Annotated in this window: 25 protein-coding genes; 9 read left to right on the forward strand and 16 right to left on the reverse strand. The window is 32.1% G+C overall.

Annotated elements, in window-relative coordinates; genetic code table 11:
- The first annotated feature begins 8 nt into the window (after positions 1 to 8).
- Positions 9 to 1,445: an aldehyde dehydrogenase family protein gene (locus ACIJYA_RS01510; protein WP_435088719.1), complete on the forward strand. Its 1,437-nt coding sequence runs from the start codon at positions 9 to 11 to the stop codon at positions 1,443 to 1,445.
- Here the strand turns inward: ACIJYA_RS01510 and argE are convergent.
- Complete coding sequence (gene argE, locus ACIJYA_RS01515; protein ID WP_435088720.1) at positions 1,442 to 2,632, reverse strand: acetylornithine deacetylase; 1,191 nt, start codon at positions 2,630 to 2,632, stop codon at positions 1,442 to 1,444. The genes ACIJYA_RS01510 and argE overlap by 4 nt on opposite strands.
- A 27-nt stretch (positions 2,633 to 2,659) precedes the next feature.
- On the opposite strand from argE, the gene ACIJYA_RS01520 reads away from it, so the two are divergent.
- The 8 genes from ACIJYA_RS01520 to ACIJYA_RS01555 are packed head-to-tail and all read left to right on the forward strand — an operon-like array spanning position 2,660 to position 10,114.
- Entirely contained in the window at positions 2,660 to 3,001 is a 342-nt protein-coding gene (locus ACIJYA_RS01520) for a tRNA-binding protein (protein WP_435088721.1), read from the forward strand.
- Between the two features lie 2 nt (positions 3,002 to 3,003).
- Positions 3,004 to 3,594 carry a LysE family translocator gene (locus ACIJYA_RS01525; RefSeq protein WP_435088722.1) on the forward strand — a complete coding sequence of 197 codons (591 nt, stop codon included), beginning with the start codon at positions 3,004 to 3,006 and terminating at the stop codon, positions 3,592 to 3,594.
- A gap of 7 nt (positions 3,595 to 3,601) precedes the next feature.
- Positions 3,602 to 6,271 (forward strand): aconitate hydratase AcnA, encoded by a 2,670-nt coding sequence (gene acnA / locus ACIJYA_RS01530; RefSeq protein ID WP_435088723.1) that lies wholly within the window; start codon positions 3,602 to 3,604, stop codon positions 6,269 to 6,271.
- A gap of 2 nt (positions 6,272 to 6,273) precedes the next feature.
- Positions 6,274 to 6,918: a hypothetical protein gene (locus ACIJYA_RS01535; RefSeq protein WP_435088724.1), complete on the forward strand. Its 645-nt coding sequence runs from the start codon at positions 6,274 to 6,276 to the stop codon at positions 6,916 to 6,918.
- Positions 6,911 to 8,209, forward strand: coding sequence for a PQQ-binding-like beta-propeller repeat protein (locus tag ACIJYA_RS01540; protein WP_435088725.1), 1,299 nt, complete (start codon positions 6,911 to 6,913; stop codon positions 8,207 to 8,209). Before ACIJYA_RS01535 ends, ACIJYA_RS01540 begins: the two co-directional genes overlap by 8 nt.
- A gap of 2 nt (positions 8,210 to 8,211) precedes the next feature.
- Positions 8,212 to 8,643, forward strand: coding sequence for a hypothetical protein (locus ACIJYA_RS01545; protein ID WP_435088726.1), 432 nt, complete (start codon positions 8,212 to 8,214; stop codon positions 8,641 to 8,643).
- On the forward strand, positions 8,643 to 9,698 hold the full coding sequence (zapE, locus tag ACIJYA_RS01550) for a cell division protein ZapE (RefSeq protein ID WP_435088727.1): 1,056 nt from the start codon (positions 8,643 to 8,645) through the stop codon (positions 9,696 to 9,698). The genes ACIJYA_RS01545 and zapE overlap by 1 nt, the downstream gene beginning before the upstream one ends.
- Complete coding sequence (locus tag ACIJYA_RS01555) at positions 9,695 to 10,114, forward strand: secondary thiamine-phosphate synthase enzyme YjbQ (protein ID WP_435088728.1); 420 nt, start codon at positions 9,695 to 9,697, stop codon at positions 10,112 to 10,114. The genes zapE and ACIJYA_RS01555 overlap by 4 nt, the downstream gene beginning before the upstream one ends.
- Positions 10,115 to 10,126: 12 nt before the next feature.
- Here ACIJYA_RS01555 and ACIJYA_RS01560 read toward each other — a convergent pair whose 3' ends face one another.
- From ACIJYA_RS01560 to ACIJYA_RS01630, 15 genes are all read right to left on the reverse strand, one after another.
- A complete protein-coding gene (locus ACIJYA_RS01560; protein ID WP_435088729.1) occupies positions 10,127 to 11,545 on the reverse strand; it encodes a cryptochrome/photolyase family protein in 1,419 nt (472 codons plus the stop codon).
- 4 nt (positions 11,546 to 11,549) lie between these two features.
- Positions 11,550 to 12,680 (reverse strand): diaminopropionate ammonia-lyase, encoded by a 1,131-nt coding sequence (locus ACIJYA_RS01565; RefSeq protein WP_435088730.1) that lies wholly within the window; start codon positions 12,678 to 12,680, stop codon positions 11,550 to 11,552.
- 3 nt (positions 12,681 to 12,683) lie between these two features.
- A complete protein-coding gene (gene glnT, locus ACIJYA_RS01570; protein WP_435088731.1) occupies positions 12,684 to 14,009 on the reverse strand; it encodes a type III glutamate--ammonia ligase in 1,326 nt (441 codons plus the stop codon).
- Positions 14,010 to 14,043: 34 nt separating this feature from the next.
- The gene (locus ACIJYA_RS01575; protein ID WP_435088732.1) at positions 14,044 to 15,351 is read right to left on the reverse strand and encodes an FMN-binding glutamate synthase family protein; all 1,308 of its coding nucleotides are present in this window, start codon (positions 15,349 to 15,351) and stop codon (positions 14,044 to 14,046) included.
- A 2-nt stretch (positions 15,352 to 15,353) separates the two neighbouring features.
- Positions 15,354 to 16,034: a protein glxC gene (locus ACIJYA_RS01580; protein WP_435088733.1), complete on the reverse strand. Its 681-nt coding sequence runs from the start codon at positions 16,032 to 16,034 to the stop codon at positions 15,354 to 15,356.
- Positions 16,035 to 16,037: 3 nt separating this feature from the next.
- Positions 16,038 to 16,916: a class II glutamine amidotransferase gene (locus ACIJYA_RS01585; RefSeq protein WP_435088734.1), complete on the reverse strand. Its 879-nt coding sequence runs from the start codon at positions 16,914 to 16,916 to the stop codon at positions 16,038 to 16,040.
- Between the two features lie 12 nt (positions 16,917 to 16,928).
- Positions 16,929 to 17,081: a hypothetical protein gene (locus ACIJYA_RS01590; protein ID WP_435088735.1), complete on the reverse strand. Its 153-nt coding sequence runs from the start codon at positions 17,079 to 17,081 to the stop codon at positions 16,929 to 16,931.
- 62 nt (positions 17,082 to 17,143) lie between these two features.
- A complete protein-coding gene (locus ACIJYA_RS01595; protein WP_435088736.1) occupies positions 17,144 to 17,368 on the reverse strand; it encodes a hypothetical protein in 225 nt (74 codons plus the stop codon).
- Between the two features lie 11 nt (positions 17,369 to 17,379).
- On the reverse strand, positions 17,380 to 18,780 hold the full coding sequence (locus ACIJYA_RS01600; RefSeq protein ID WP_435088737.1) for an ammonium transporter: 1,401 nt from the start codon (positions 18,778 to 18,780) through the stop codon (positions 17,380 to 17,382).
- 127 nt (positions 18,781 to 18,907) lie between these two features.
- Positions 18,908 to 19,330 carry a hypothetical protein gene (locus ACIJYA_RS01605; protein ID WP_435086585.1) on the reverse strand — a complete coding sequence of 141 codons (423 nt, stop codon included), beginning with the start codon at positions 19,328 to 19,330 and terminating at the stop codon, positions 18,908 to 18,910.
- A gap of 8 nt (positions 19,331 to 19,338) precedes the next feature.
- The gene (locus ACIJYA_RS01610; RefSeq protein WP_435088738.1) at positions 19,339 to 20,742 is read right to left on the reverse strand and encodes an FMN-binding glutamate synthase family protein; all 1,404 of its coding nucleotides are present in this window, start codon (positions 20,740 to 20,742) and stop codon (positions 19,339 to 19,341) included.
- Positions 20,742 to 21,596 carry a GXGXG motif-containing protein gene (locus ACIJYA_RS01615; protein WP_435088739.1) on the reverse strand — a complete coding sequence of 285 codons (855 nt, stop codon included), beginning with the start codon at positions 21,594 to 21,596 and terminating at the stop codon, positions 20,742 to 20,744. Before ACIJYA_RS01615 ends, ACIJYA_RS01610 begins: the two co-directional genes overlap by 1 nt.
- Positions 21,584 to 22,528 carry a glutamine amidotransferase gene (locus tag ACIJYA_RS01620; protein ID WP_435088740.1) on the reverse strand — a complete coding sequence of 315 codons (945 nt, stop codon included), beginning with the start codon at positions 22,526 to 22,528 and terminating at the stop codon, positions 21,584 to 21,586. The genes ACIJYA_RS01615 and ACIJYA_RS01620 overlap by 13 nt, the downstream gene beginning before the upstream one ends.
- Before the next feature lie 31 nt (positions 22,529 to 22,559).
- A complete protein-coding gene (locus ACIJYA_RS01625) occupies positions 22,560 to 24,029 on the reverse strand; it encodes a glutamine synthetase family protein (protein ID WP_435088741.1) in 1,470 nt (489 codons plus the stop codon).
- A gap of 72 nt (positions 24,030 to 24,101) precedes the next feature.
- Positions 24,102 to 25,430, reverse strand: coding sequence for an NAD(P)/FAD-dependent oxidoreductase (locus ACIJYA_RS01630; protein ID WP_435088742.1), 1,329 nt, complete (start codon positions 25,428 to 25,430; stop codon positions 24,102 to 24,104).
- Between the last annotated feature and the right edge of the window lie 14 nt (positions 25,431 to 25,444).

Consider the following 25,444-nt stretch of genomic DNA (forward strand, 5'->3'; position numbering starts at 1 on the left):
TTCTCAAAATGCTAGATAAGAAAAAATTTTATATCAATGGTGAATGGGTTTCTCCAAAAAAACCTAATGACATAAAAGTAATAGATCCTTCAACAGAAGAGGAATGTGCGTTAATATCTTTAGGTGGGATTGAAGATGTTAATGATGCTGTTAGTGCAGCAACAAAAGCTTTTGAGACTTGGGCATTTTCTTCAAAGGAAGACAGATTAAAATATTTAGAAGCACTTTATGCCGTTTATAAAAAGAGATGGGCAGATATGGCTCAAGCAATTTCTCTTGAAATGGGAGCACCAATTGATTTTTCAACTCAGCTTCAAGCTGGTACAGGGGCAAGTCATATCAAAACATTTATTAAGGTACTAAAAGAATACAATTTTGAAGAAAATCTTGGAAAACATGCACCTAACTGTAAGATTTTGCATGAACCAAAAGGAGTTTGTGCATTAATTACTCCATGGAATTGGCCAATGAACCAAACATGTTTAAAAGTAATTCCTGCAATAGCGAGTGGATGTACTATGGTTCTTAAACCATCTGAAATTTCACCTCTATCTTCTATAATATTAGCTGAAATGATAGATGAAATTAAATTACCAAAAGGTGTGTTTAATTTAGTAAATGGGGATGGAGCAGTTACAGGTAATACTTTAACAAGTCATCCAGATGTAGATATGATTTCTTTTACTGGATCTACTAGAGCTGGAGCTTTAATTTCTGAAAACGCTTCTAAAGATTTTAAAAGAGTAAGTCTAGAGCTTGGAGGAAAAGGGGCAAATATTATTTTTAAAGACGCAGATGCTGAAGCAGTAGAGAGAGGAGCTTTAAGATGCTTTAGAAATACAGGTCAATCTTGCAATGCACCAACAAGAATGCTAGTTGAAAAATCGATGTATGATGAGGCAGTTGAGAGAGTTAAAAATTTTGCTAATTCAATGAAAGTTGATGTTGCAACAAAAGAAGGAGATCACATTGGACCAGTGGTTTCTAAAACTCAGTTTGATAAAATTCAATCATTAATCCAAGTTGGAATTGATGAAGGGGCAAAACTAGTTGCGGGTGGAACAGGTAAGCCAAATGGTTTAGATAAAGGATACTTTGTTAAACCTACAGCTTTTGCGGATGTTAATAATCAAATGCAAATTGCAAGAACTGAAATTTTTGGACCAGTGCTATCTATTATTCCTTTTGAAACAGAGGAAGAAGCAATAACAATAGCAAATGATACTCCATACGGACTTTTAAATTTTATACAAACTCAAGATAAAGAAAAAGCTAATCGTGTGGCTAAAAAATTAAGATCAGGAATGGTGGATATTAATGGTGCAGGTCCTGCACCTGACGCACCTTTTGGTGGTTATAAACATTCTGGGATCGGTCGAGAAGCTGGAAAATATGGTCTTGAAGAATTTCTTGAAGTTAAATCAGTTAGTGGTTGGAGCGATTAATTAGCAATAGAATTTTTTTTTATCCCATCCAATAAATCTAAACACTTTTTAAGCTCATCTAGAACGATAAACTCATCAATTTTGTGAGCTTGTTCTATTGATCCAGGACCACAGACCACCGTACTAATTCCAATTTCTTGAAATAAACCTGCCTCAGTTCCAAATGACACAACTTGTCTAGAATTATCACCAGTCAAACTTGAGATTAATTCACAGGCATCTGATTTATCCTCTCTATCAAATCCAACTATTTCACCAATAATATTTTTTTCAATTGAAGCATTAGTAAAAATTTTTTTCATATCTGGGAGCAAGACTTCATTTGCATATTTGTCTATTTCTTGATTTAAAAATACACCGTCTTCTTTTACAACAGGTCTTGTTTCCCAATTAATATGACACTTATCAGCTATTACATTATGAGCTATCCCACCAAAGATGCCACCGATAGAAAGAGTAGAATGGGGTGGATCAAAAATAGAGTCTTTTGGTGCTCTTTCTCTAAGTTTTTCTCTTAATTCAATTAATTTATTTACATATCTTGAAGCATACTCAACAGCGCTTACCCCTTTGTGGGGAGCTGAACTATGACCTGCTAAACCTTTAAAGTAAGTTGTGTATTCATAACAACCTTTATGAGCATCGATGATTTTCATATTAGTTGGTTCACCAATAATACAAATGCCATCTTTAATATTTCTTTTTTTTAATTCTTCAATTAATATTGGGGCTCCCTGACACGCGGTCTCCTCATCAAAGGTAAAAGAAAAATGGATGTCTCTGTTTAAATTTAATTTAGAAAAAATAGGAGCATAAGCTAAAGCGCAAGCAATAAATCCTTTCATATCACATGAGCCTCTTCCATATAATTTGTCTCCCTTAACTGTAGCTGTAAAAGGATCAGAGCTCCAACCTTTCGAAACAGGCACAACATCTGTATGGCCTGATAAAATTATTGATTTTTTTGTGTTAGAATTCTTAGATTTAAGTGTCGCAAATAGATTTACTCTTTTTTTTTCATCATCATACGTTCTAAAAGAAGTTGCACCAAGTTTTTTTAAAATATCATCACAGTAGTTAATTAAAGAACTATTATCTTCTCCTGAAATAGTTTTAAAACCTATTAAGTCTGTTAAAATTTTAACTGAATTATCAAACAATAGCTCTGAATTATTTTCTGTACTCATATTTAGGTTCTATTATATATTAAATATATGAAAGAACAAATTACCTTTGATGACTTTGACAAAATAGACATTCGAGTAGGAACTGTCATTTCAGTTAAAAAAAATGAAAAAGCTAGAAAACCATCTTTAGTAGTTGAGGTTGATTTTGGACACGAAATAGGAATTAAGCAATCTTCAGCTCAAATTACCCATTATTACAACGAAGAAAATCTAAAAGGCAAACAAGTGATTGGTGTATGTAATTTTTCTGAAAAAAATATCGCAGGTGTGGTATCTCAAGTGCTTATTTTAGGATCAATAGACAAAGAAGGAAAAGTTATTTTAGTTCATCCGTCTCAAAAATCCGAGAACGGTCTACCTATAGCATAAGAATGCATCCAGAAATTTTATCACTTTCTTTGTTTATGTTTGTAACTAGTTGTTCACCTGGCCCCAATAATGTTGTTGCATCTCATTCTGGATTTAATCACGGAATAAAAAAATCAGTTCCATTAATGCTGGGTGTTATATTTGGGTTTACAACAATGTTGGCAATAGTTAATTTTGGATTAATTAATATTTTCAATATATATCCAATTATACAAAAAATTTTAATTGGAACGGGAACAATTTTTTTAATTTATCTTGCATATAAAATTTCATTTTCAAAATCATCTGACAAAAAAAATAATCTTGAACCTGTTAGTTTTGTTGAAACTTTTTTTTATCAATTTTTAAATCCAAAAGGTGTGATTGTTGCTGTAATAGCAGCATCAACCTATACAGAATCAGGAATTAATTTTATTAAATATTCATTATGGATGTTAGGAGTTGCTTTTTTATTTGCAATCATAAGCATTATTTTTTGGACTTTTTTAGGTAAATTTATGAGGAAATTCGCGACAAATGAGAAATTTATTAAATGGTTTAATTATGTTATGTCAACGCTCCTAATAAGTTGTATAGCAACTTTTTATTACTAAAGAAATTATGAAACCAGGAACAAAAAATTCTTACAAATCTCTTGCTGATATATCAATCAGTGACAAAAACTATAAATATTATTCACTTAAAAAAGCTGAAGAAAATGGTCTTGAAGGTATTTCGAAATTACCAAAATCTTTAAAGGTTCTTTTAGAAAATTTATTAAGATATGAGGATGATTTATCAGTAAATAAAAATCAAATTAATTCAATTAAAGAGTGGTTAAAATCAAAAAAATCAAATACTGAAATTGCATACCGACCAGCTAGAGTTTTACTTCAAGATTACACAGGTATTCCTGCTGTTGCTGATTTAGCTGCTATGAGAGAAGCAGTAAAAGATAAAAACAAAGATCCAAATACTATTAATCCATTATCTGCGGTAGACCTTGTTATTGATCACTCTGTTCAAGTAGATCAGTCTGCTAAATCAGATTCTTTTGAAAATAATGTTGATATAGAATTTGAAAGAAATGGAGAAAGATACTCTTTTTTAAAATGGGGCCAACAAGCATTTAATAATTTTAGAATAGTTCCACCAGGAACTGGTATTTGTCATCAGGTAAATTTAGAATATTTATCTAAAGTAGTTTGGTCTGAAGAGTTCCAAGGAGATAAGTATTTATTTCCAGATACATTAGTTGGCACTGATAGTCATACTACCATGGTCAATGGATTGTCTGTACTGGGTTGGGGCGTCGGTGGGATTGAGGCTGAAGCAGGAATGTTAGGTCAGCCAATTTCTATGTTAATTCCCGAGGTAATAGGCTTTGAAGTAAAAAATAAAATGCCCGAAGGAACAACGGCAACTGATTTAGTTTTAACAGTAGTTAAAATGTTAAGAGACAAAGGTGTAGTTGGAAAATTTGTAGAATTTTATGGAGAGGGTTTAGAAAATTTAACCCTTGCTGATAGAGCAACGATTGCGAACATGGCTCCAGAGTATGGTGCAACATGTGGCTTTTTTCCAATCGACGATGAAACATTAAAATATTTAAAATTTTCTGGACGAGATCAGCACACAGTCGATGTAGTTGAGCAATATGCAAAAGAACAAGGTTTATGGGCAAGTGATGAAATAGAATTTACAGATACAATCTCATTAGACATGTCTACAGTAGTTCCAACAATTTCTGGACCTAAAAGACCCCAAGATAAAGTGTTGTTAACTGATGCACCCATTTCATTTAAAAAAGTTCTAGAAAATGCAACAAATAAAAAAGATCATTCTATTTCTAAAGTTTCTAATACTGATTATGAAATTAAAGATGGGTCAATTTTAATTGCAGCCATAACTTCATGTACGAATACTTCAAATCCAAATGTTTTAATTGGTGCTGGATTACTTGCCAAGAAGGCTGTTGAATTAGGACTAGAAGTAAAACCCTGGGTTAAAACCTCTTTAGCACCGGGTTCTCAAGTAGTAACTGATTACTTAGCAAAAGCTGGATTAAACACTTATTTAGACAAACTAGGCTTTAATCTTGTAGGCTATGGTTGCACAACTTGTATTGGTAACTCAGGTCCATTACCTGAAAATATAGTAGATGCGATCCAAAAAGAAAATATTTACTCAGTTTCTGTTTTATCTGGAAATAGAAATTTTGAAGGAAGAATTTCCCCTCACATCAAGGCTAATTATTTAGCATCTCCTCCATTGGTAGTTGCTTACGCAATTGCTGGTCATATGGAAGTTGATTTATATAAGGATGCACTTGGTAAAGATAAAGAAGGTAATGATGTTTACTTAAAAGATATCTGGCCATCAAATAAAGAAATTGAAGATACTTTAAAACACTCGTTAAACGCAGAAATGTTTATTCAAAGATATTCAAATGTTTCAGAAGGACCTAGTCAATGGCAAAAAATTAAGACAGAAGAAAGTAGTATTTACAGTTGGGATGAGGGATCAACTTATGTAAAAAAACCTCCTTTCTTTGACAATTTACCAGACGAGCCTGAAGGATTTAAAAGAATCAAAGACGCAAGACCATTATTGATTTTAGGAGATATGGTTACAACAGATCATATTTCACCTGCAGGAAACATTCAAAAAGAAAGTCCAACTGGAGAATATTTTATGGAACACCAAATTCTTCCAAAAGATTATAACTCTTATGGATCAAGAAGAGGAAATCATGAAGTAATGATGAGAGGCACTTTTGCAAATATTAGAATTAGAAATGAAATGGCACCAGGAACTGAAGGTGGTTTTACAAAAATTTATCCAGAAGAAAAAGTATTACCTATTTATGATGCGGTTGTTGAGTATAAAAAAAGAGGCACAGATTTAGTTGTAATAGGTGGTAAAGAGTATGGAACTGGTTCTTCAAGAGACTGGGCTGCAAAAGGAACAAAATTATTAGGTGTTAAGGCAGTTATTGCTGAAAGTTTTGAGCGTATTCATAGATCAAATTTAATAGGTATGGGAATTTTACCTTTACAATTTACGAATGATATAAATAGAAAAAATTTAGATCTAATTGGATCAGAATTGATAAGCGTTCTTGATGTTGAAAAAGGCATTAATCCATCTGATGAAGTGACTGTTGAGATAAAATATGCCTCAGGAGATATCAAAAAAGTTAAAACATTATGCAGAATTGATACTAAAAATGAATTAGAATATTATAAAAATGGAGGCATACTTCAATATGTTTTAAGGAACATGATTTAATTATGGAAGAAGATATTTCAATTATAAATAGCAATACTAGAAATGAAAAAGTTAGAAACTTTTTTATTAATAATAAAAATAAAATTATCTCAACAGTGGTAATTTTGATTATTATTCTAATAGGAGCTTACAGTTTTGATAAATATAAAACTAATAAAAAAAGAGAAATATCAAATAAATTTAATTCAACTACTTTAGCCTACTCAGAAAATACTAAAAATAAAACAGTTCAAAATTTAATTGAAATTATTAATGAACAAGACCCAACTTATTCTCCTTTATCTTTGTATTTTATAATCGATAATGAATTAGTTTCTAATCAAAATGATATAAATAGCTATTTTGATATTCTGATTGAAAAGACATCTTTAGAAAATGAAATAAAGAATTTAATTATTTATAAAAAAGCTTTATTTAACGCTGATCAAGCTAAAGAAAGCGATCTATTAAATATTTTGAACCCATTGATTAATTCTAAAAGTGTATGGAAATCACATGCTTTGTACTTAATGGCTGAGTATTTTTATTCAAAAGATCAAAAACAAAAATCAAAAGAATTTTTCAATCAAATTGCTATTTTAGAAAATGCTAATCCAAACATAAAGCTTCAGGCACAAAAAAGATTGAACAGAGATTTAAGTGATTAAATTAATTTTCTTAATTTTTACATTATTTTTTTTATCCAATTGCTCTATTAGTGAAACCACCCGTATTTGGGATAATAAAGATGAAAATATAGATAATCAAAAAAATATAAAAAAGCTATTTGCTAAAGAAAAAAAAATAATCACCAAGTTTAATCCTGAGTTAAAGCTAGATTTATCTAAGATTGAGATTAACTCTTACACTATAGATAATCAAAATAATTATGGTTCACAAAATTATAGTGGTTTAAATGATAAAATTAGATCTTATAAATTTTCAAAAATAGAAGACGCTAATCAATTAAATTATAAACCAATATTTTTAAATGATGGGCTTATATTTTTTGACAAAAAGGGAACCATCACTAGATACGATAAAAATAGTAAAGTTATTTGGAAAAAAAATCATTACTCAAAGTCAGAAAAAAAACTAAGTCCTAAATTATATTTTGCTTTAGATGAACAAAATTTATTTGTTGCAGACAGTATTGCAAAATATTATTCAATTAACATTAAATCTGGTGAACTAAATTGGTCAAATAATGGAAATTACCCCTTTAATTCTGATGTAAAAAAAAGAGGAAATAAATTTTTTGTAATTGATTATAAAAATACTTTAAGATCATTTAGTGGATATGATGGTTCTGAATTATGGAATTTTCAAACCCAAGATTCTTTTACAAAGTCTGATACAAAAAATTCTCTTATTATTATTGGTGATTTAGTTATTTTTAATAATTCTATTGGAGACATTACTGCAGTCGATATAGAAACGGGCCTGATCACTTGGCAACTACCAACTCAAAGTAGCAATATAATTAATGAGTCTTATAATTTTAAAACTTCTAAATTAGTTTCTGATGGAAAATCTATTTATTTTTCAAATAATAAAGACGAATTTTATTCAGTAGATATAAAAACTGGAGTTACAAATTGGATTAATGAGGTTAATTCTAACATAATGCCGGCCATTATCGGGAATCTGATTTTTACTGTATCTGATAATGGTTACTTATTTGTATTAGAAAAAAATAATGGAAATATTATTCGTGTAACAAATCTTTATAATATTTATAAAGAAAAAAAGCGTCCATATATAAAACCAATTGGTTTTGTTGTAGGTAAAACAAACTTATACTTAACAAATAGCGATGGTAAAATGATTGTGGCAGATTTAATAACTGGAAACACGGTTAATATTGTTAAAGTTTCTAGTAACCTGATGTCCGAACCCTTTATTTTTAATGAAAACTTATTTGTAATTAAAAATGGCTCTGTTGTTCAGTATAATTAAGAATGTTCTTAAAATTTTTAGATAAAATTGGAAGAAAAAAAATTGTTTTAGACCGAGGACCCTCCCACCCAAGATATTACGAGGCTAAACCTTGGTTAAATAGATATTATGTTTTGTTTAGATACAGACCTAAATGGTTTCCATTTAATATTTTAATTCATGAAATGCTTGCAGACGATCATGGAGAAGGTGTTCATAATCATCTATGTCCTTACATTACTATTATTTTAAGAGGAGGATACTGGGAAACTACCAAAAAAGGTAAGTTTTGGAGAAGACCTGGCTATATAGGATTTCGTTCTGCAAATGCTCATCATAGAGTAGATTTAAAAGAAGATACAAAACCGATGACAATTTTTATTCCTGGTCCTTTTGGTTTACGAAAAGGTTCTAGATCTGAATATGGTATCGATTTTAAAACTAAAAAAAATTAATGATAAAAAAATTTCAAAAAGAATTTATATCGTATTGCAACAATCAACAATTAGAAGTTAATTCAAATCAAATAGAAGTTGTTAAGAGATTAGAGCAATACCACCAAGGGAATTTTCAATCTTATTTTTCAAAATTGTTTTCAAAAAAATCATCTAAAAAAGGTTTTTATTTATATGGTGATGTTGGTGTTGGCAAAACTATGATTTTAAATTTTTTTTTTAATCATTTAAAGGAAAAAAAGTTAAGACTACACTTCAATGAGTTTATGTTAAGTTTTCATGACTTTGTTTATCAAAAAAAAGAAAAAGAAGAAAATATAATCAATCAATTTGTAAAAAATTTAAAATTAAAGTCTTCATTAATTTATTTTGATGAATTTCAAGTCACAAATATAGTTGATGCTATGATTTTAGGAAAATTGTTTGATCAAATTTTTAAAGAGGATATCAAAATTATTGTAACTTCTAATACTAAAATCTCTGAATTATATAAAGACGGTCTTCAAAGGGATCAATTTAAACCATTTATTAAGATTATGGAGCAAAAGTCTATAGAATGTGAGCTTAAGATTGAAGATGATTATAGAAAATCAAGCAATAATCAAAAACAAAGATATTTTTATCCACTTAATCAAGAAACTAATTTTAAAATAAATAAATTTTTTAGAACTATTACAAAAGATAAAAAACACTCGTTCAAAACAATCAATGTCAAAGGTAGGGATTTTAAAATAGAAAATTTTTATGAAGGAGTTGTAAGATTTAACTTTAATGAGTTATGTGATAAAAATTTAGGTGCAGAAGATTATTTAGAAATTATAAAAAATTGTAAATTTATTGTAATAAATCAAATACCACAATTTAATGATACTAATTCAAATCAACAACAACGATTCATTACTTTATTAGATGTAATTTATGACAAAAATATTCCAATATCAGTTACAGCAAATCAAAATCTAGATGAATTTACTTCATCAAAATTATTAGAAAAACCATTTAAACGTACTATTAGCCGGTTGTATGAGCTAACATCAATTAACAAAAATCAATGAAACAAGAATTTTATAATCTTCAAATAGATACTAGTGGTCAAAAATTATATGAATTTACCAATCAAACAATTGAATGGATTAGCAAAAATAATTTTAAAAATGGTATACTTAATTTAAGTATTCAGCACACAAGTGCATCTTTAATTGTACAAGAAAATGCTGACCCAGATGTTCAAACAGATTTAATAAATTATTTTGATAAATTAGCTCCTATGGATAACAAACTATATGTCCATACCACCGAAGGAAAGGATGATATGCCTGCGCACATCAAGTCTGCATTAACCAATAATCAAATTTCATTAAGTATTAGAGAAGGCAAATTATTACTAGGCATCTGGCAGGGCTTATATTTATTTGAACATCGGCTAAACCCTCAAAATAGAACAATAATTCATCATTTTATTGGGAATTAATCTATTAAATGCTTATTTTTTTAAGGTCTTAAAGGCCTCTAGGGCAGAGGCTCTAGCTTTTTCATGGATCACAATTGGTTGAGGATAATCTTTACCAATTATAGTTTTAATAGCTTGTTGGTATTTTAATTCCATTTCCCAAGGCTTATGAACAAATTTATTTGGCACTTTATCTAATTCTGGCACCCATTTTTTTACATAATGTCCTTCTTTATCAAATTTTTCTCCCTGTAAGATTGGATTAAAAATTCTAAAATAAGGTGCAGCATCCGCACCACAACCAGCAACCCACTGCCACTGTGCAACATTATTTGCTTTATTAAAATCTAACAAACAATTTCTGAAATATTTTTCTCCTTCAGTCCAATTAATTCTCAAATGTTTAACTAAAAAAGATCCAACTACCATACGAACCCTATTATGCATCCAGCCAGTTTCGTATAATTCTCTCATACCTGCATCAACTATTGGATAACCAGTCATTCCTGTTTTCCATGCTTTAAGATATTTATCATTTTTGACCCAAGGAAATTTATCAAAATCTTTCCTATAATTACCTTTCAAAAATTCTGGAAAATAATTAATTAAACTATGTGAAAATTCTCTCCACCCAAGTTCATTAATATATTTTCTGTAACCAATTCCTTTAGATTTGATTTCACCACATTTTTTCCAAATACTTGCTACATGAATTTGACCGTGTTTAATATAAGGTGAAAGTTTTGAAGTTCCTTCAACTGATGGAATGTCTCTTGTAGTTCCATAGTCTTTAATTTTACTCTCTATTAAATCATTTAAAATTTTTTTTGAATTACTCTCAGAAATTTTCCAGTATTTATCAAATTTTTTATACCAATTGTTTTTGGGTAAAATATTTTTTGGTTCAATACAGTTTTTAAAAAAAGTTTTTTCTTTAGTCTTTTTTTTAACAATATAATTTTTAGCAGGAGCTAAACTTAAATATTTTTGCTCAGCAGTTCGCCAAAAGGGAGTAAATACTTTGAAGGGTGTTCCATCATTTTTAGTTACTTCCTGAAATTCATTTAAAATATTTCCTTTGAAATATTTAAAGTTTATTTCATTTTTAATAAAAACATCTCTAATTTTTTTTCCTTTAGCAATTACATCTGGTTCGTAAACTTTATTCCAATATACTGTAAGATTGTCCTTTTTTTTGATCTTAGAGAAAATATTCAATTCATCACCCTTAACTATTTGAAGATTGATATTATATTTTGATAAGTCAGTTTTAAAAACTTCTAATGATTTTGAGACCCACCATTTTTGAGCTTCAGTTTGATTATCAAAATTTTTATTATTATAGATAAATAAAGCAATTACATTGTCATGATTTTGAGTTGCAAATGACAATGCAGGATTATTTTCTATTCTAAAATCATCTCTTATCCAAAAAATCCCTGTATCAGACATGCAATTAATTTTGATTAACTAATTTTTGGTACATTTCTTGATCTGTATCACCCTCACAACCAATAACTAAAACATTAGAATTTTGATCTAATTTTAAATTTTGTTTTAAATTTTGATCCTCACAACCAGCAATTAAGCTAATCACTCCTGGTGCAGAATTTTCTCCGGCTATAATAGGTTCATCACTAAAACCTGAGTTTCCAAGTAATTTCATAGTTTTTGCAATATCATCATCGGGTAAACTGATGCAATGTTTAACTGAATTTTTTAGAATTTCCCATGGGACTAATGATACTTCTCCACATGACATACCACCCATCAGACTTTCTCTTTTAATATCAATTTTTTCTATTTTTCCTGTTTTAATACTTTCTAAAACACAAGCTGCACTATCAGGTTCAACAATTAATGTAATGGGAACGTTATCTAAGTATCTTGCAATACCCGCAACCATTGCGCCAGCCATTCCACCAACACCTGCCTGTAAAATTATATGAGAAATTTTTTCATTTTTAATTTGATCAATAATTTCTTTCATCATAACTGTATAACCAGCCATCGTGTATGTTGGAACTTGCATATAATTTTTCCAAGCAACATCTTGTACTATTTGCCAATTATTTTCTGTGGATTGCTTAATGCATTCTATTAGTGATTTTTCATAATTGCCTTTCACTTTAATCACATCTGCACCAAGGTCTGCCATAGCTTGACCTCTAGCATCACTAACAAACTCACTAATAAAAATTTTACACTTAAGTCCTAATCTTCTAGCACCCCATGCAACAGATCTTCCATGATTTCCAGCAGTTGCAGTTGCAACAGTGATATTTTTATTTCCTTGGGTTACTTTTTCAACAGCATAGGCACCTCCCAGTGCTTTAAATGATTTTAAATCAAATCTTTTACTTTCATCTTTGTAATAAATTTTATTTAAATCTAACTCATTAGATAATTTATTAAGAGATATTAATGGAGTAGGGGAATATCCTTCCCATTTTGAAATACTAGAATAAGCATCATCAATTTCTTTTTCGGAAAGTGAATTGAAAATTTGTTTTTTATCAAACGAATAATTTTTATTATCTAAAAATTCAGAATACTTCCATTGATGACCATTAGATAAAGTTGCCATAATCTAACAGTCTAAAGTATTATCTTTTTCCCACTTAGTGACTGGTTTTTTCTTATTAAATGAAAACTTGCTCTTAAAGTCTTTTATCTCGGAATTTTTAAGCTTTATGTAGCTTTCAATTACATCTTTTCCAAAGGCATCAGCAAGAGATTTACTTTTTTGAAGCATAGAAATTGCTTGATTTACATCATTAGGTAATTTTTTTAGTTTTGGATATTTTTTATAATCCTTGTACATATTGCAATGTAGTGGTTTTCCAGGATTTAATTTTTTATTAATTCCTTCAAGACCTGCAGCAATTATTCCTGCTTGAAGTAAATATGGGTTGGCTGCACCATCCATTAATCTTAATTCAAATCTTCCTTGATCTGGAATTCTAATCATGTGTGTTCTGTTATTTCCTGTATAAGAAATACTACTTGGCGACCAAGTTGCACCAGACTTTGTCGGTGGAGCATTAATTCTTCTGTAACTATTGATTGTTGGATTAAAAAAGGCTGATAAAGCTTGAGTATTATTCATTACGCCTCCTAAGAAATTGTAAGCTAATTTACTTAAACCAAGCGTATCTTTTTTATCTAAAAATTTATTATCTTTACCATTCCATACCGAAACATGAGCATGACAACCATTTCCAGTTAAATTATGAAAGGGTTTTGGCATGAAGGTTGCTCTTAAACCATGTTTTTCAGCTAAGCTTTTAACCATATATTTAAAGAATACATGTCTATCAGCTGTAATCAATGAATCTGTATAATCCCAATTCATCTCAAATTGACCATTAGCATCTTCATGATCATTTTGATAGGGCTTCCAACCCATTGTAATCATGCAGTCACATATCTCTTTAATTAAATCATATCTTCTCATTAAAGCTGATTGATCATAACAAGGCTTAGATTGAATATCTCTTTGATCAGCAATTGATGATCCATCTTCTGAAATTAAAAAATATTCACATTCGACTCCAGACTTCATCTGTAATTTTTTTTGAGACATCTTTTTAATTTGCTCTTTAAGCATCACTCTTGGTGAAGCCTTTACAGGTTTTCCGTCCATGTATAAATCTGATGCCAGCCAACCAATTTCTTTATTCCATGGTAATTGAATTAAACTATCAGGATCAGGCACTCCAAACATATCACTGTCTGCAGGTGTCATGTCTAACCATGTAGCAAACCCAGCAAAGCCAGCTCCATTTTTTTGCATCTCACCTATGGCTTGAGCTGGAACTAATTTAGATCTTAAAACTCCAAAAAGATCAACAAAACTTATTAGAAAATATTTTATTTTTTTTTGTTTGGCAATTTGTGAAAGATTTTTTGGCATGATTAATCCTACTTGTTTAAAAAGTTTTATTCAATTATTTTTTTCCAGGTACCCAATCTGTGCCAGCTAGAGGAACTCTTGCCATAGCAGCAGCTTCAACTGTTAGGGCAGCTAGATCTTCAGGTTCTAAGTTTCTAACATCTGATTTACCATTAGCTCTAGCTAACGTTTGCAACTCTAGGGTTAAAGTTGTTAAATAATTTTTAATTCTTTTACCAGCTTCAATTGAGTTTAATCTTTTTTCTAGTTTAGGATCTTGTGTTGCAACACCTACTGGACATCTTCCTGTATGACAGTGATGACAATAACCAGGTTCGGTTCCAAGTTTTTTATAATCTTCAACATATAGGTCGGCATTACAGTTTAAAGCCATCATTGCAGCAGAACCGATTGATACAGCATCTGCACCCATTGCCATTGCTTTTGCAACATCTGCACCAGTTCTAATACCACCTGAAACAACAAGCTGAACTTTTCTATGCATATTTAATTCTTTTAAAGCATCAACGGCTTCTCTTAATGCGCCTAAGGTTGGAATTCCAACATGTTCAATAAAAACATCTTGAGTAGCAGCTGTTCCACCTTGCATTCCATCAAGTACAACCACATCTGCACCAGCTTTTACAGCTAATGTGGTATCGTAAAAAGGTCTTGCAGCTCCAACTTTTATATAAATTGGTTTTTCCCAATTTGTAATTTCTCTAAGTTCTTGAATTTTAATTTCCAAATCATCTGGGCCGGTCCAGTCAGGGTGTCTGCAAGCACTTCTTTGATCAATTCCTTCTGGTAAGGTTCTCATTCCCGCAACTCTTTTATTAATTTTTTGACCAAGCAACATTCCACCACCACCAGGTTTTGCACCTTGCCCAACTACAACTTCAATAGCGTCTGCTTTTCTTAAATCATCAGGATTCATGCCATATCTAGAAGGTAGTAATTGATAAACTAAATATTTTGAAGAACCTCTCTCTTCTTGTGTCATACCACCATCACCAGTAGTTGTTGAAGTTCCCATTGCAGATGCTCCTCTACCTAAAGCTTCTTTTGCATTAGCACCGAGTGCTCCAAAACTCATCCCAGCAATTGTAATTGGAATATCTAGTTTGATCGGTTTTTTTGCAAATCGATCTCCTAAAATAACTGAAGTGTTACATGTTTCTCTATAACCTTCTAATGGGTACCTGGACATCGATGCGCCTAAAAAAACAAGATCATCAAAATCAGGAACTTTTCGTTTAGCACCCAATCCTCTTATTTGATAAATCCCTTCGTTTGCTGCTCTTTGAATTTCTTTTATTGTAGAGCTTGGAAATGTTTTAAATTCTTTAAGATCTTTTTTCATATTTAGTATGCACCCACATTATCAATTTTAAAATTATATAAATTTCTAGCAGAACCATATCTTTTAAATTTTTTAGGATCTTCTGAAATATTGAGTTTTTTAAATAGTTTTGTTAATTCACCTATATTCTTTTTATCCATTTTCTTTTCCACACAATCTGCACCTAAGCTTTTAACTTTACCTTTTACAAATATCTTAGCTTCATAAATTGAGTCTCCAAGATCTGCATCTGCATCACCCATTACAACTAAATTACCTTTTTGTGCCATAAAAGCTGACATATGGCCAACAGAACCTTTAACTACTATATCAATTCCTTTCATTGATATCCCACATCTAGAGCTTGCATCTCCTTCTATAATTAATGCACCCCCATGACCTGTCGCACCAGCTGATTGAGAGGCGTTACCTTTAACAACAATTTTACCTGACATCATATTTTCAGCGACACCAGTTCCAACGTTTCCATGAACTGTAACAGTTGCTTTTTGATTCATACCTGCACAGTAATATCCTGTATGACCTTTGACTGTTACATCAATATCGTCTTTCAAACCTGCACATATAGCGTGTTGTCCTTGAGGGTTTAAAATTTCGAATTTTCTAGTATTTTTTTTTCTATCAACGTTTTGTAGATGTTGATTTACTTCTCTTAAAGTTTTTTTGTTTAAATCAAAGTTCATAAATTACCAGTGATATACTACACCAGGTTTTGGTTCAAAAATTTTTGCTGAATTTACATTTGGAAGATGCGCCATAGCTTGAAACTCAGATGCAACCGCAACATAATCTTTAGTCTCAGCAACAACAGCTGGCTTGCAAGCAATTTCATCTCTCAATAATGCAAAGCCATCTTTTGTACCTGCAATAAAAGTATAAAACCCATCTAAATCTTTTAAACTGTTTTTTAATGTTTTTTCTAAGTCCTTACCTTTTGATATTTGATTTGAAATATATCCAGCAGCAACCTCAGTATCATTTTCAGAATTAAAGCTTTGACCATCTTTTACAAGAGACCTTCTTACATTGTTATGATTTGATAAGGAGCCATTATGAACCAAGCATTCATCTTCTGATGTGGAGTAGGGGTGAGAACCTTGTGTAGTTATTGCACTTTCAGTAGCCATTCTTGTGTGACCAATTCCATGCGTACCTGAAAAAGAGGATAATTTAAATTTTTTTACAACATCTTTTGGATTTCCAGTTTGTTTGAAAATATTAATACTTTTTCCATAACCAACTAAAGATACTTCTGGAATTTCTTTTTTTAATAAATTTAATATTTTAGAGGGTTTTTCGTTGGTTTCTAAAACAACGTGATCTGCATAACTAGTTAACTTAATTTTTTTTATAAATTTTGATATTTTCTTTTTAAAATCATTTTCTTTTATTTCATCAAGACAAATAGAGTATTTAAAAGTATTTTTATTTTCTTTCGTGTAAATCGCAAAACCTGCACTATCAGGTCCCCTTGTTGCCATGCCATCTAACATTCCAGATAAAAATTTACCTAAATGTTTTTCATATTTTTTTGTTTTTAAATAAATTCCAACAATTCCACACATAATATATTTGGTTTAGCTTAATAGAGATTTTAAGAAGTCTTTATAGTAGATAAGATTGACCACAACAATGATGATAATAGCCGCTATCACTCCATATTTAGCTTTAGGAAATAAAACACCTCTCATTTTAGTAGGTCTAAGATCTTCGTTATTATTATCGCTCATTTATAGAGATTATAAAAAAAAAGGGCGCCACAATCAAGTAGCGCCCAAATTTTTATTTTATATTACCAATCGGTAATATTGCTTTTATGATCATTAGCACCATGTCTTTTTCTAGCCAATTTTGAAAGTTCCTCACTCTCAGAATTGTTAGTAATAACATGCCAACCAATCCAGATAACTATACCTAAAATAACCAGTAAAGTTTCACTAGATCCAGCTCCTGGATAAACTGCACCGACAACCTCCTTAGCACTTAAATGATCTATCCAGTTTGTAACTGTAGCCATATTTTTCTCCTTTACCTAGTTGCAGATGAAACTGCTCGTTCATCTTTTTTAGCAGATTCCATCATATCATAGTCTAGTCCAGCTATTTCAACATCACGCGGTATTCTTAATTTACCAAATGCGCTTAGTATCTTAGCTATGACATAGCCTGGTATTAGTCCAAGAACTACGAACATTATTATTGCTCCTAGAAATTGACCTAATGGATTGATTGATGCATAAGTTGATCCGTCCCACATAGCGCCAACACTGTAACCAGATGATGGGTAACCATTTAAAACAAATCCACATATGATAAGACCAACAACACCAGCATAACCATGTACTGCTACTGCACCAACTGCATCATCAATTTTGAACTTACGTTCAACCCAGTAATGTAGTTTGTATGCAACAACAACACCGATCATACCGATAATCATTGCTTGAATTGGATGATACAAATCATTTCCAGCTGAAGCACAGATGATACCTGCTAGTCCACTTGAGTAAGTCCAGAAAGGATCACCTTTGGCGATCACATATCCAGCTAATAATCCTCCTGATAATGACATCAAGAAGTTATAAGTTATACCACTAAGTGTAGTAGGGGTTACATATATGTTTGTAGCTGTCCAGTATGTTACACCTTCCATTCCATACTCAGGTCCAAGATCAAATATCGGTATATTACATGCCGCATAAAATCCCCAGAAACCAGTATAGATTAAAAACAACCCAACTGTAACTAGCCAAGGATTTCTTGGTCCTATATTTCTTGGCTCACCACTTGATGAGAATTTTCCAATTCTAGGTCCTAAAACCATTAGAACACCTAAAGCAAATCCACCCGCAATTGCGTGAATTACTCCTGATGCATAAGCATCGTGATATCCTAAAATTTTAAGCATCCAGCCATCAAAGTGCCATCCCCAAGCAGCATCAATTACCCAGAAACACGAACCTATTGCAATTGCTAAAATTCCAAATGCAAAAGTTGTAATTCTTTCAATGATTGCTCCTGAAACAATAGAAGCAGCTGTCCATGAAAATAGTAAGAACGCAGCCCAGAATACTCCAGATATGTGGTCACCTAAGTTAACCGCCATAAATTCAGTATTTGGTGCATACCATTTAGCACTAAAAGTACTTTCATCGGTTATCAATGCAGCACTTTCATTCATTATTGAAGGTGCAATTCCAGGTCCTGTTGGAAATGCCCAGTAAATCCACCAACCAAAGAAAAACCAAGTTACTGTTACCAAAGGTATCAGCATTGTATTTTTCATAAGAGTATGTTGGTGATGTTTGTATCGAGAAGCTCCAACTTCATACATACAGAAACCGACGTGAATTAAAAACATCAGTACCACTGTTACCCAGTAGTAAAATTCTGTAAATATGGTTGTAAGAGCACCTAACTGATCAGTCATAATCTCTCTCCCATATTAGTTTAATGGAAGCCTATAAAATTTTGTAAGGTGTGACAAACAAAACAATACTTAAAAACCTAGCGTGAACACTAGGTTTTTAATTAAATATCAACTTAAGATTGTTTTATTAGAATTTTAAGTAAGCTTTTTTCAAATCAACAAGAGGATGTTTTGGAGACATTTGAAACTTAACCAAAAGTTCTCTTGCAATCATATCTCTATCTTGTTGGTTATTAGGAAGTTTAATAGATTTTGGAATAGTAACCCAGCCATTTGCGTTTCTACAAAATACAGCTGGTTTTCCTTCTTCATAACCCATATGAACATCTTCTAACCAGTTAAGATCATCCCAACCCATAGCTTCTACATATTTTTTAAGAAATGGAGTAATTCTTTTATAATCAGGAAGTAAGTTTACATCATATCTATAACCAATATGTTGGCCAATTAGCTTTTCTCTTGCTGTTTCTTTAAAAGTACCAAGCTTAAGTTTTTTCTCTTTTTTAACTTTGCTTTTTACTTTTGTTTTTTTTGTTTTTTTCTTAGCCATAGTTACCTCTATATTTTATGATAGTTATCAACACCAACTGTGTAGTTTGTTCCAGCTAATGGAACTTTTGCTAAAGCAGATGCTTCCGTAGTTAATGCAGCTAAATCTTCAGGCTCTAAAGAGTGAATATTAGTTTTACCACATGCTCTTGCTAAAAGTTGAGCTTCTAACGTCATTGCATGAAGATAGTTGTAAACTCTAAGTGCAGCATCATCAGGATTTAATCTTGCTCTTAGCTTAGGGTCTTGTGTTGCAACACCAACTGGACAACGACCAGTATGACAGTGATAACATTCACCAGCTTTTACACCCATTTCTTTTTCAAAGTTAGCTTCTGGGATATCTTTATTACAGTTTAAGGCGATCATTGATCCAGTACCTATTGCAATTGCATCAGCACCTAACGCTAAAGCTTTTGCCATATCAGCACCATCTCTTACACCACCCGCATAAATTAAAGTAACTTTACCAGTTTTACCCACATCGTCGATTGCTCGTCTTGCTTCTCTGATAGCAGCTATTCCTGGAATACCAGTATTTGCAGCTGCGATATGAGGTCCTGCACCAGTTGAACCTTCCATTCCATCTAAATAGATAGAGTCGGGGTCACATTTTGCAGCCATACGAACATCATCATAAACTTTTGATGCACCAAGTTTTAACTGAATTGGAACTTTGTTTTTTGTTAATTGTCTTAATTCTTCAACTTTTAAAGCTAAATCATCTGGACCTAACCAGTCAGGGTGTCTAGCAGGTGATCTTTGATCGATACCTGAAGGTAATGATCTCATCTCAGCTACTTGGTCAGTTACTTTTTGACCCATTAAGTGTCCACCCATTCCAACTTTTTGACCTTGACCAATGAAAACTTCAATTCCATCTGCAAGTTGAGCGTGATGTGGATTAAAACCGTATCTTGATTGAATACATTGGTAGTACCATTTTTCAGAATATCTTCTTTCATCAGGTATCATTCCACCTTCTCCTGAACAAGTTGCACTACCAGCCATAGTAGCTCCTCTTGCTAAAGCAGTTTTTGCTTCATAAGAAAGTGCTCCAAAACTCATACCAGTAATGTAAACAGGTATATCAAGTTCAATCGGGTTTTCACATCTTGGTCCAATTACAGTCTTAGTTTCACATTTTTCTCTGTAACCTTCGATTACAAATCTTGTAAGTGTTCCAGGTAGAAAAACTAGATCATCAAATGTTGGAATTTTTTTCATTAATGCCATTCCACGCATTCGGTATCTACCTAACTGAGATTTGATATGAATATCGTCTATTACCTCAGGAGTAAAAATAGCATTATGACCTAATAAACTTTTATTTCTTTTTCCATCTTCATGTGCATGAACGTCTGTTTTTCCACCAACGCCCTTACCATTTTTTTTTGTTTTTTTCTTAGGCATTAAATTGCTCCTTTCTTCTCTGTAGGTTCTAAATTATCGTAATTCCAAAGTTTTTTACCAGCTACAATTTTTTTCATTTTGCTTACATCAAAATTTTCACCGATTTCTGCAACTTTTAATTTTCGTTTTAACCAGTCTTGGTCACTTTTTGAAAGATCAGCATCAACAGCATCACTACCATATGAGCCAATACTTCCGCCAACAAAAATAGTACCATCATACATAGAGTCACCTAAATTTATTCCAACATCCCCAAGAATAATTATTCTACCTCTTTGCATCATGAAACCTGTAAATGCACCAGCGTCACCACCAACAATAATTGTTCCACCTTTCATATCAATACCAGTTCTAGCACCAACACTACCTTTGCAAATTAAGTCTCCACCTCTGATAGCTGCTCCAAAACATGATCCTGCATTTTTTTCGATTACAACTTTACCAGCCATTAAGTTTTCAGCACAAGACCAACCAACTCTACCATTAATTCTAACAGTAGGGCCATCACATGAACCCATACCAAAATAACCTAAACTTCCTTCAAAAATTAAGTTTAATTTATTCAAAATTCCAACACCTAAACTATGTTTTCCTTGTGGGTTTTTAATAACAATAGTTCCAAAACCTTGACTCATTAAATTATCGATTTCCTTATTAGCTTCTGGAGCCGACATATCTTTTACATCAAGATCTGTTCTTTTATTGAAATCAACATCATAAGTACCAAAGTAATAAAAGTTTTCAGCTTCATCAGGGTTAAAAAACTTTTGTTGAGTTCTTCCTGTTAAAACTTCACTGTGCATACCCATTGACTGGGCTTTTGATTTCTTCTCGCTTGTTTTTAGATTTGCCATACTTTTACCTCTCCATCAAATGGATCATATGTATCAATTTCTTGCGGTAAAACTGATCTGATCGCTATTTCTTCTGAACCCATTGCAACTAAATCATCTGACTCGTAGAGCACTAGTGGCTTTGCTGCCATAGTATCTTTTGCCATTCCTAACGAGTCACTTGTTGCAACAAAATAAGTGAATACTCCATCAAGTCCTGTTAAAGAGTCTCTCATACCTTCTTCAAGACTTGCTCCTTCTCTCATTTTTTGAGCAATATAAACTGCGATTAATTCTGAGTCACACTCAGACATAAATCTCATACCTTTATTTTCTAATTGTCTTCTATTGTTCCAATAATTTGTAAGCTGTCCGTTATGAACCACTGATACATCGCTAAAAGGATAACCCCAAAAAGGGTGGGCTGACTTAATATCAACACCAGATTCTGTTGCCATTCTAGCATGACCAATTGCATGAGTTCCAACAAGTTTATCTAATGAATATCTATCACAAACTGCTTTAGCATTTCCAAGATCTTTAATTACTTCCAACGATTTTCCCATTGAAAGAATTTCAACACCTGGGATGCTTTCAATTTTTTGAGAAAAATCTAATAGATCTTTTTTATCATAAGAAATTTCATATCTTAGTGAATAGGGTAGAGTTCTTTCTTCTTTTAGAACTTTAGCCCCTAACTCTGCTAAATATTGATCTACTATCTTTTTTCTTTCATCGTAAACTGAAACATCTTCCATAATTGATGAGCTTCCTTCACCAACATTTTCTCCAACTTTGAAACGCATGATAAAATTTTTACCATCTGTATCACCGTATAGAGCGTAACCTGTTAAGTCTTCACCTCTATGCTTTAATGCTTGAAGCATACCTTGTAATTCGCTTCCAACATTTGAAGATTTACCTCTATGTATTAATCCAGCTATCCCACACATATATTTTACCCCTTTTATTTATTTTTAAGACCTACGGTAGACAATCAAGATAAGTGTCCAGATCCCATTGAGTTGTTGCACCTAAAAATCTTTCCCATTCATCATTTTTATACCAATGAAATACTTTATACATTTCATCTGGCATAGCTGATTTAATAACTTCATCTTCAGATAGGCGATCTAATGCTTCACCAAGACTTAAAGGTAATTTTTTAACTTCTTTTCCAGCTGCTTGAGCTTCGTACATACTTCTAGATTCTGGTTTTCCTGGATCAATGTTATTTGATATCCCATCTTCAAAACATTTTAATAACCCTGAACCCATCAAGTAAGGATTATGCATCGAGTCAACTGAACGATATTCAAATCTTCCTGGTGCTGATACTCTTAATCCACAAGTTCTATTTTGATATCCCCAGTCTGCATAAACTGGTGCCCAAAAACCTGTATCCCATAATCTTCTATAAGAGTTTACTGTTGATGATCCAATTGCAGTCAAAGCACCTAAGTGCTTCATAACACCACCAATAGCTTTTAATCCAACTTTACCTGGTAACTGAACATCTTTAGTATCTGGCATAAAAGTATTTGTTCCACCTTCTACATATGTGAATACATGGTCCATAGCTGGTAAAGACTTGTGAGATAATTTGTTAACTTTATCTTTTCCACCTGTCCATAATGACATATTAGTGTGACAACCACTTGCAGACACTCCCATAAAAGGTTTTGTCATAAAGCAAGCGATTAAATTAAATTCTCTAGCAACTTGAGCACAAATTTGTCTGTAAGTTGAAAGCCTGTCTGCATTTCTTAACACATCATCATACATCCAGTTCAATTCTAATTGTCCTGGTGCGTCTTCATGATCACCTTGAATCATGTCAAAGCCCATTGCTCTAGCATATTCAAAAACCTTCATGAAAACTGGTCTTAACGACTCAAATTGATCTATGTGATAACAGTATGGTTTAGAAAAACCTTTTCCAGTAGGGGTACCATCTTCATTTTTTGTTAGCCACATCATCTCTGGCTCAGTTCCAACTCTTAACTGATATCCATGTTTTTTCTTAAATTCTTGGGCGTGAATTCTTAAGTTACCACGACAATCTGATGTTAAATGAGCGCCAGGGTTCTCTCTTTCTTCTCTGTTTCTAAAACAAGTTACAAATACTCTTGCTACTTTTTTATCCCAAGGAAGTTGACAAAATGTTTCTGGATCAGGAATACCTACAAGTTCTTTTGCTTCAGGTCCATAACCAATATAATTACCATGACGATCTGTAAATAAGTTTGCTGTTGCACCATAGACTAATTGAAATCCTTTTTCACAAGTTCTTTCCCAGTGATCTGTGGGAATACCTTTACCTACAACTCTTCCAGTAACAGAAATAAATTGAAAAAAAATATATTCAATACCAAGTTCATTAATCTTAGCTCTAACTTGCTTTACTAACTTTGCTCTACCTGGTTGGTTAACGTGTTTGTCTAGATCAGTCATTATTTTCATCCCCCAATGAATTTTATTTATTCAAAGTTAGCTGAAAAACTTATTAGTGTCTAGGCTTGAAGTTTAACTCCAAGGGAACGGACTGTTCGATGTAGGGTGAAGTTCACCTTTCTCGTAACGGTTGAATCTAAACGGTTTCAATAAATCACTCTCAGTACCAAGAATTTCTTTTGCAACAAGTTCACCAACACCAATCATTTTATAACCGTGATTAGCATCAGCAATCATATAAACATTTTCTAAAAATCTATCAAAGATTGGAAATGAGTCTGGTGTCATACATCCAAGACCACCCGATGGTCCTTTTCTATAAAGATCTGATTTACCTTCAAATCTTTTTTGGCAATGAGCTAAAGCTGAACACCACATATCATTAAAAGCTTCAGTAGTTTGAAATTCTGGAGAGTCTAAACCGTATGGATCTACATTAACTTTATCAAAATGTTTATCAACTATGTATGGAGATGTTCCACCTTGAACACCTAAACCTTCAATATCAGGTTTATAATAAATTCCCCAAATTTTTTCTGTAATTAATTTTTTTGTTTTATCTGAGTACAATGGCGCAGTAGAGTCAACGTGGATTACCGGTGGTTGTTTTCCATTATTCATCTTTAAAAAATCTGGCTCAACGCCAATTACACCCTCTTGTAACATCCAATATGTCCACATATCGGTTTCGTGTAATTTACCATCTTTGCTTTTAATGTTAGCCTTTTTAGGAAGCTCTAACATGTTCCAAAAATCCCTAGCCCATGGACCTGCTCCAACAACTACTTGTTCACACTCTATCGTACCTTTATCAGTTTCAACTCCTGTAACAGCTTTACTATTACTACCTCTTTTAAACCCAGTTACTGTTACACCCTTCATTACTTGAACACCATTTGAAGTAGATTTGTTTTCAAGAGCTTTAATTGAGTCTTTGTTAAATGCGTAACCACCTTTTTTTTCATGAAGAACTGAAGTAATGCCTTGAGCTTGCCAATCATCAAACATTCCCTTCATATAATTCATGCAATCTTTTTCACCTTCAATAAATTCTGATTCGTAACCAATAGCTTTTTGCTGCTCATAAATAGTTGCAACATCTTCATGCATTACCTCTGGCGATATTTGTAAATAGCCAACTGCATTATACTTAAATGCTTTTGGATCACTCTCCCAAACTGAAACTGAATGAGCCATTAGCTCTCTCATAGCTGGTTGAAAGTAATTGTTTCTAACAACACCACAAGCAATACCACTTGCACCAGCAGCAATATCATTTTTTTCTAAAACTATGATGTCACCAGGATTTTTATAAGTTTCTGAAAGTTTCCAGGCTGTACTTAAACCGTGAATACCACCACCTATAATTACTACTTTTGCTTTTGATGGTAACGTTGACATAACTAAACATTATT

This window comes from Candidatus Pelagibacter bacterium nBUS_29 (assembly GCF_051200905.1).
Taxonomy (GTDB): domain Bacteria; phylum Pseudomonadota; class Alphaproteobacteria; order Pelagibacterales; family Pelagibacteraceae; genus Pelagibacter.

Excerpts from the sequence above, each read along its gene's own strand:
- ACIJYA_RS01605 (WP_435086585.1), bottom strand. The coding sequence starts at position 19,330 with ATGGCTAAGAAAAAAACAAAAAAAACAAAAGTAAAAAGCAAAGTTAAA.
- ACIJYA_RS01600 (WP_435088737.1), bottom strand. The coding sequence starts at position 18,780 with ATGACTGATCAGTTAGGTGCTCTTACAACCATATTTACAGAATTTTAC.
- ACIJYA_RS01510 (WP_435088719.1), top strand. The coding sequence starts at position 9 with ATGCTAGATAAGAAAAAATTTTATATCAATGGTGAATGGGTTTCTCCA.
- ACIJYA_RS01520 (WP_435088721.1), top strand. The coding sequence starts at position 2,660 with ATGAAAGAACAAATTACCTTTGATGACTTTGACAAAATAGACATTCGA.
- argE (WP_435088720.1), bottom strand. The coding sequence starts at position 2,632 with ATGAGTACAGAAAATAATTCAGAGCTATTGTTTGATAATTCAGTTAAA.
- zapE (WP_435088727.1), top strand. The coding sequence starts at position 8,643 with ATGATAAAAAAATTTCAAAAAGAATTTATATCGTATTGCAACAATCAA.
- ACIJYA_RS01535 (WP_435088724.1), top strand. The coding sequence starts at position 6,274 with ATGGAAGAAGATATTTCAATTATAAATAGCAATACTAGAAATGAAAAA.
- ACIJYA_RS01525 (WP_435088722.1), top strand. The coding sequence starts at position 3,004 with ATGCATCCAGAAATTTTATCACTTTCTTTGTTTATGTTTGTAACTAGT.
- ACIJYA_RS01585 (WP_435088734.1), bottom strand. The coding sequence starts at position 16,916 with ATGTGTGGAATTGTTGGAATTTATTTAAAAACAAAAAAATATGAAAAA.
- glnT (WP_435088731.1), bottom strand. The coding sequence starts at position 14,009 with ATGCCAAAAAATCTTTCACAAATTGCCAAACAAAAAAAAATAAAATAT.
- ACIJYA_RS01610 (WP_435088738.1), bottom strand. The coding sequence starts at position 20,742 with ATGCCTAAGAAAAAAACAAAAAAAAATGGTAAGGGCGTTGGTGGAAAA.
- ACIJYA_RS01625 (WP_435088741.1), bottom strand. The coding sequence starts at position 24,029 with ATGACTGATCTAGACAAACACGTTAACCAACCAGGTAGAGCAAAGTTA.
- ACIJYA_RS01545 (WP_435088726.1), top strand. The coding sequence starts at position 8,212 with ATGTTCTTAAAATTTTTAGATAAAATTGGAAGAAAAAAAATTGTTTTA.
- ACIJYA_RS01560 (WP_435088729.1), bottom strand. The coding sequence starts at position 11,545 with ATGTCTGATACAGGGATTTTTTGGATAAGAGATGATTTTAGAATAGAA.
- ACIJYA_RS01575 (WP_435088732.1), bottom strand. The coding sequence starts at position 15,351 with ATGAAAAAAGATCTTAAAGAATTTAAAACATTTCCAAGCTCTACAATA.
- ACIJYA_RS01615 (WP_435088739.1), bottom strand. The coding sequence starts at position 21,596 with ATGGCAAATCTAAAAACAAGCGAGAAGAAATCAAAAGCCCAGTCAATG.
- ACIJYA_RS01590 (WP_435088735.1), bottom strand. The coding sequence starts at position 17,081 with ATGAGCGATAATAATAACGAAGATCTTAGACCTACTAAAATGAGAGGT.
- ACIJYA_RS01580 (WP_435088733.1), bottom strand. The coding sequence starts at position 16,034 with ATGAACTTTGATTTAAACAAAAAAACTTTAAGAGAAGTAAATCAACAT.
- ACIJYA_RS01595 (WP_435088736.1), bottom strand. The coding sequence starts at position 17,368 with ATGGCTACAGTTACAAACTGGATAGATCATTTAAGTGCTAAGGAGGTT.
- acnA (WP_435088723.1), top strand. The coding sequence starts at position 3,602 with ATGAAACCAGGAACAAAAAATTCTTACAAATCTCTTGCTGATATATCA.
- ACIJYA_RS01620 (WP_435088740.1), bottom strand. The coding sequence starts at position 22,528 with ATGTGTGGGATAGCTGGATTAATACATAGAGGTAAATCTTCAAATGTT.
- ACIJYA_RS01630 (WP_435088742.1), bottom strand. The coding sequence starts at position 25,430 with ATGTCAACGTTACCATCAAAAGCAAAAGTAGTAATTATAGGTGGTGGT.
- ACIJYA_RS01565 (WP_435088730.1), bottom strand. The coding sequence starts at position 12,680 with ATGGCAACTTTATCTAATGGTCATCAATGGAAGTATTCTGAATTTTTA.
- ACIJYA_RS01555 (WP_435088728.1), top strand. The coding sequence starts at position 9,695 with ATGAAACAAGAATTTTATAATCTTCAAATAGATACTAGTGGTCAAAAA.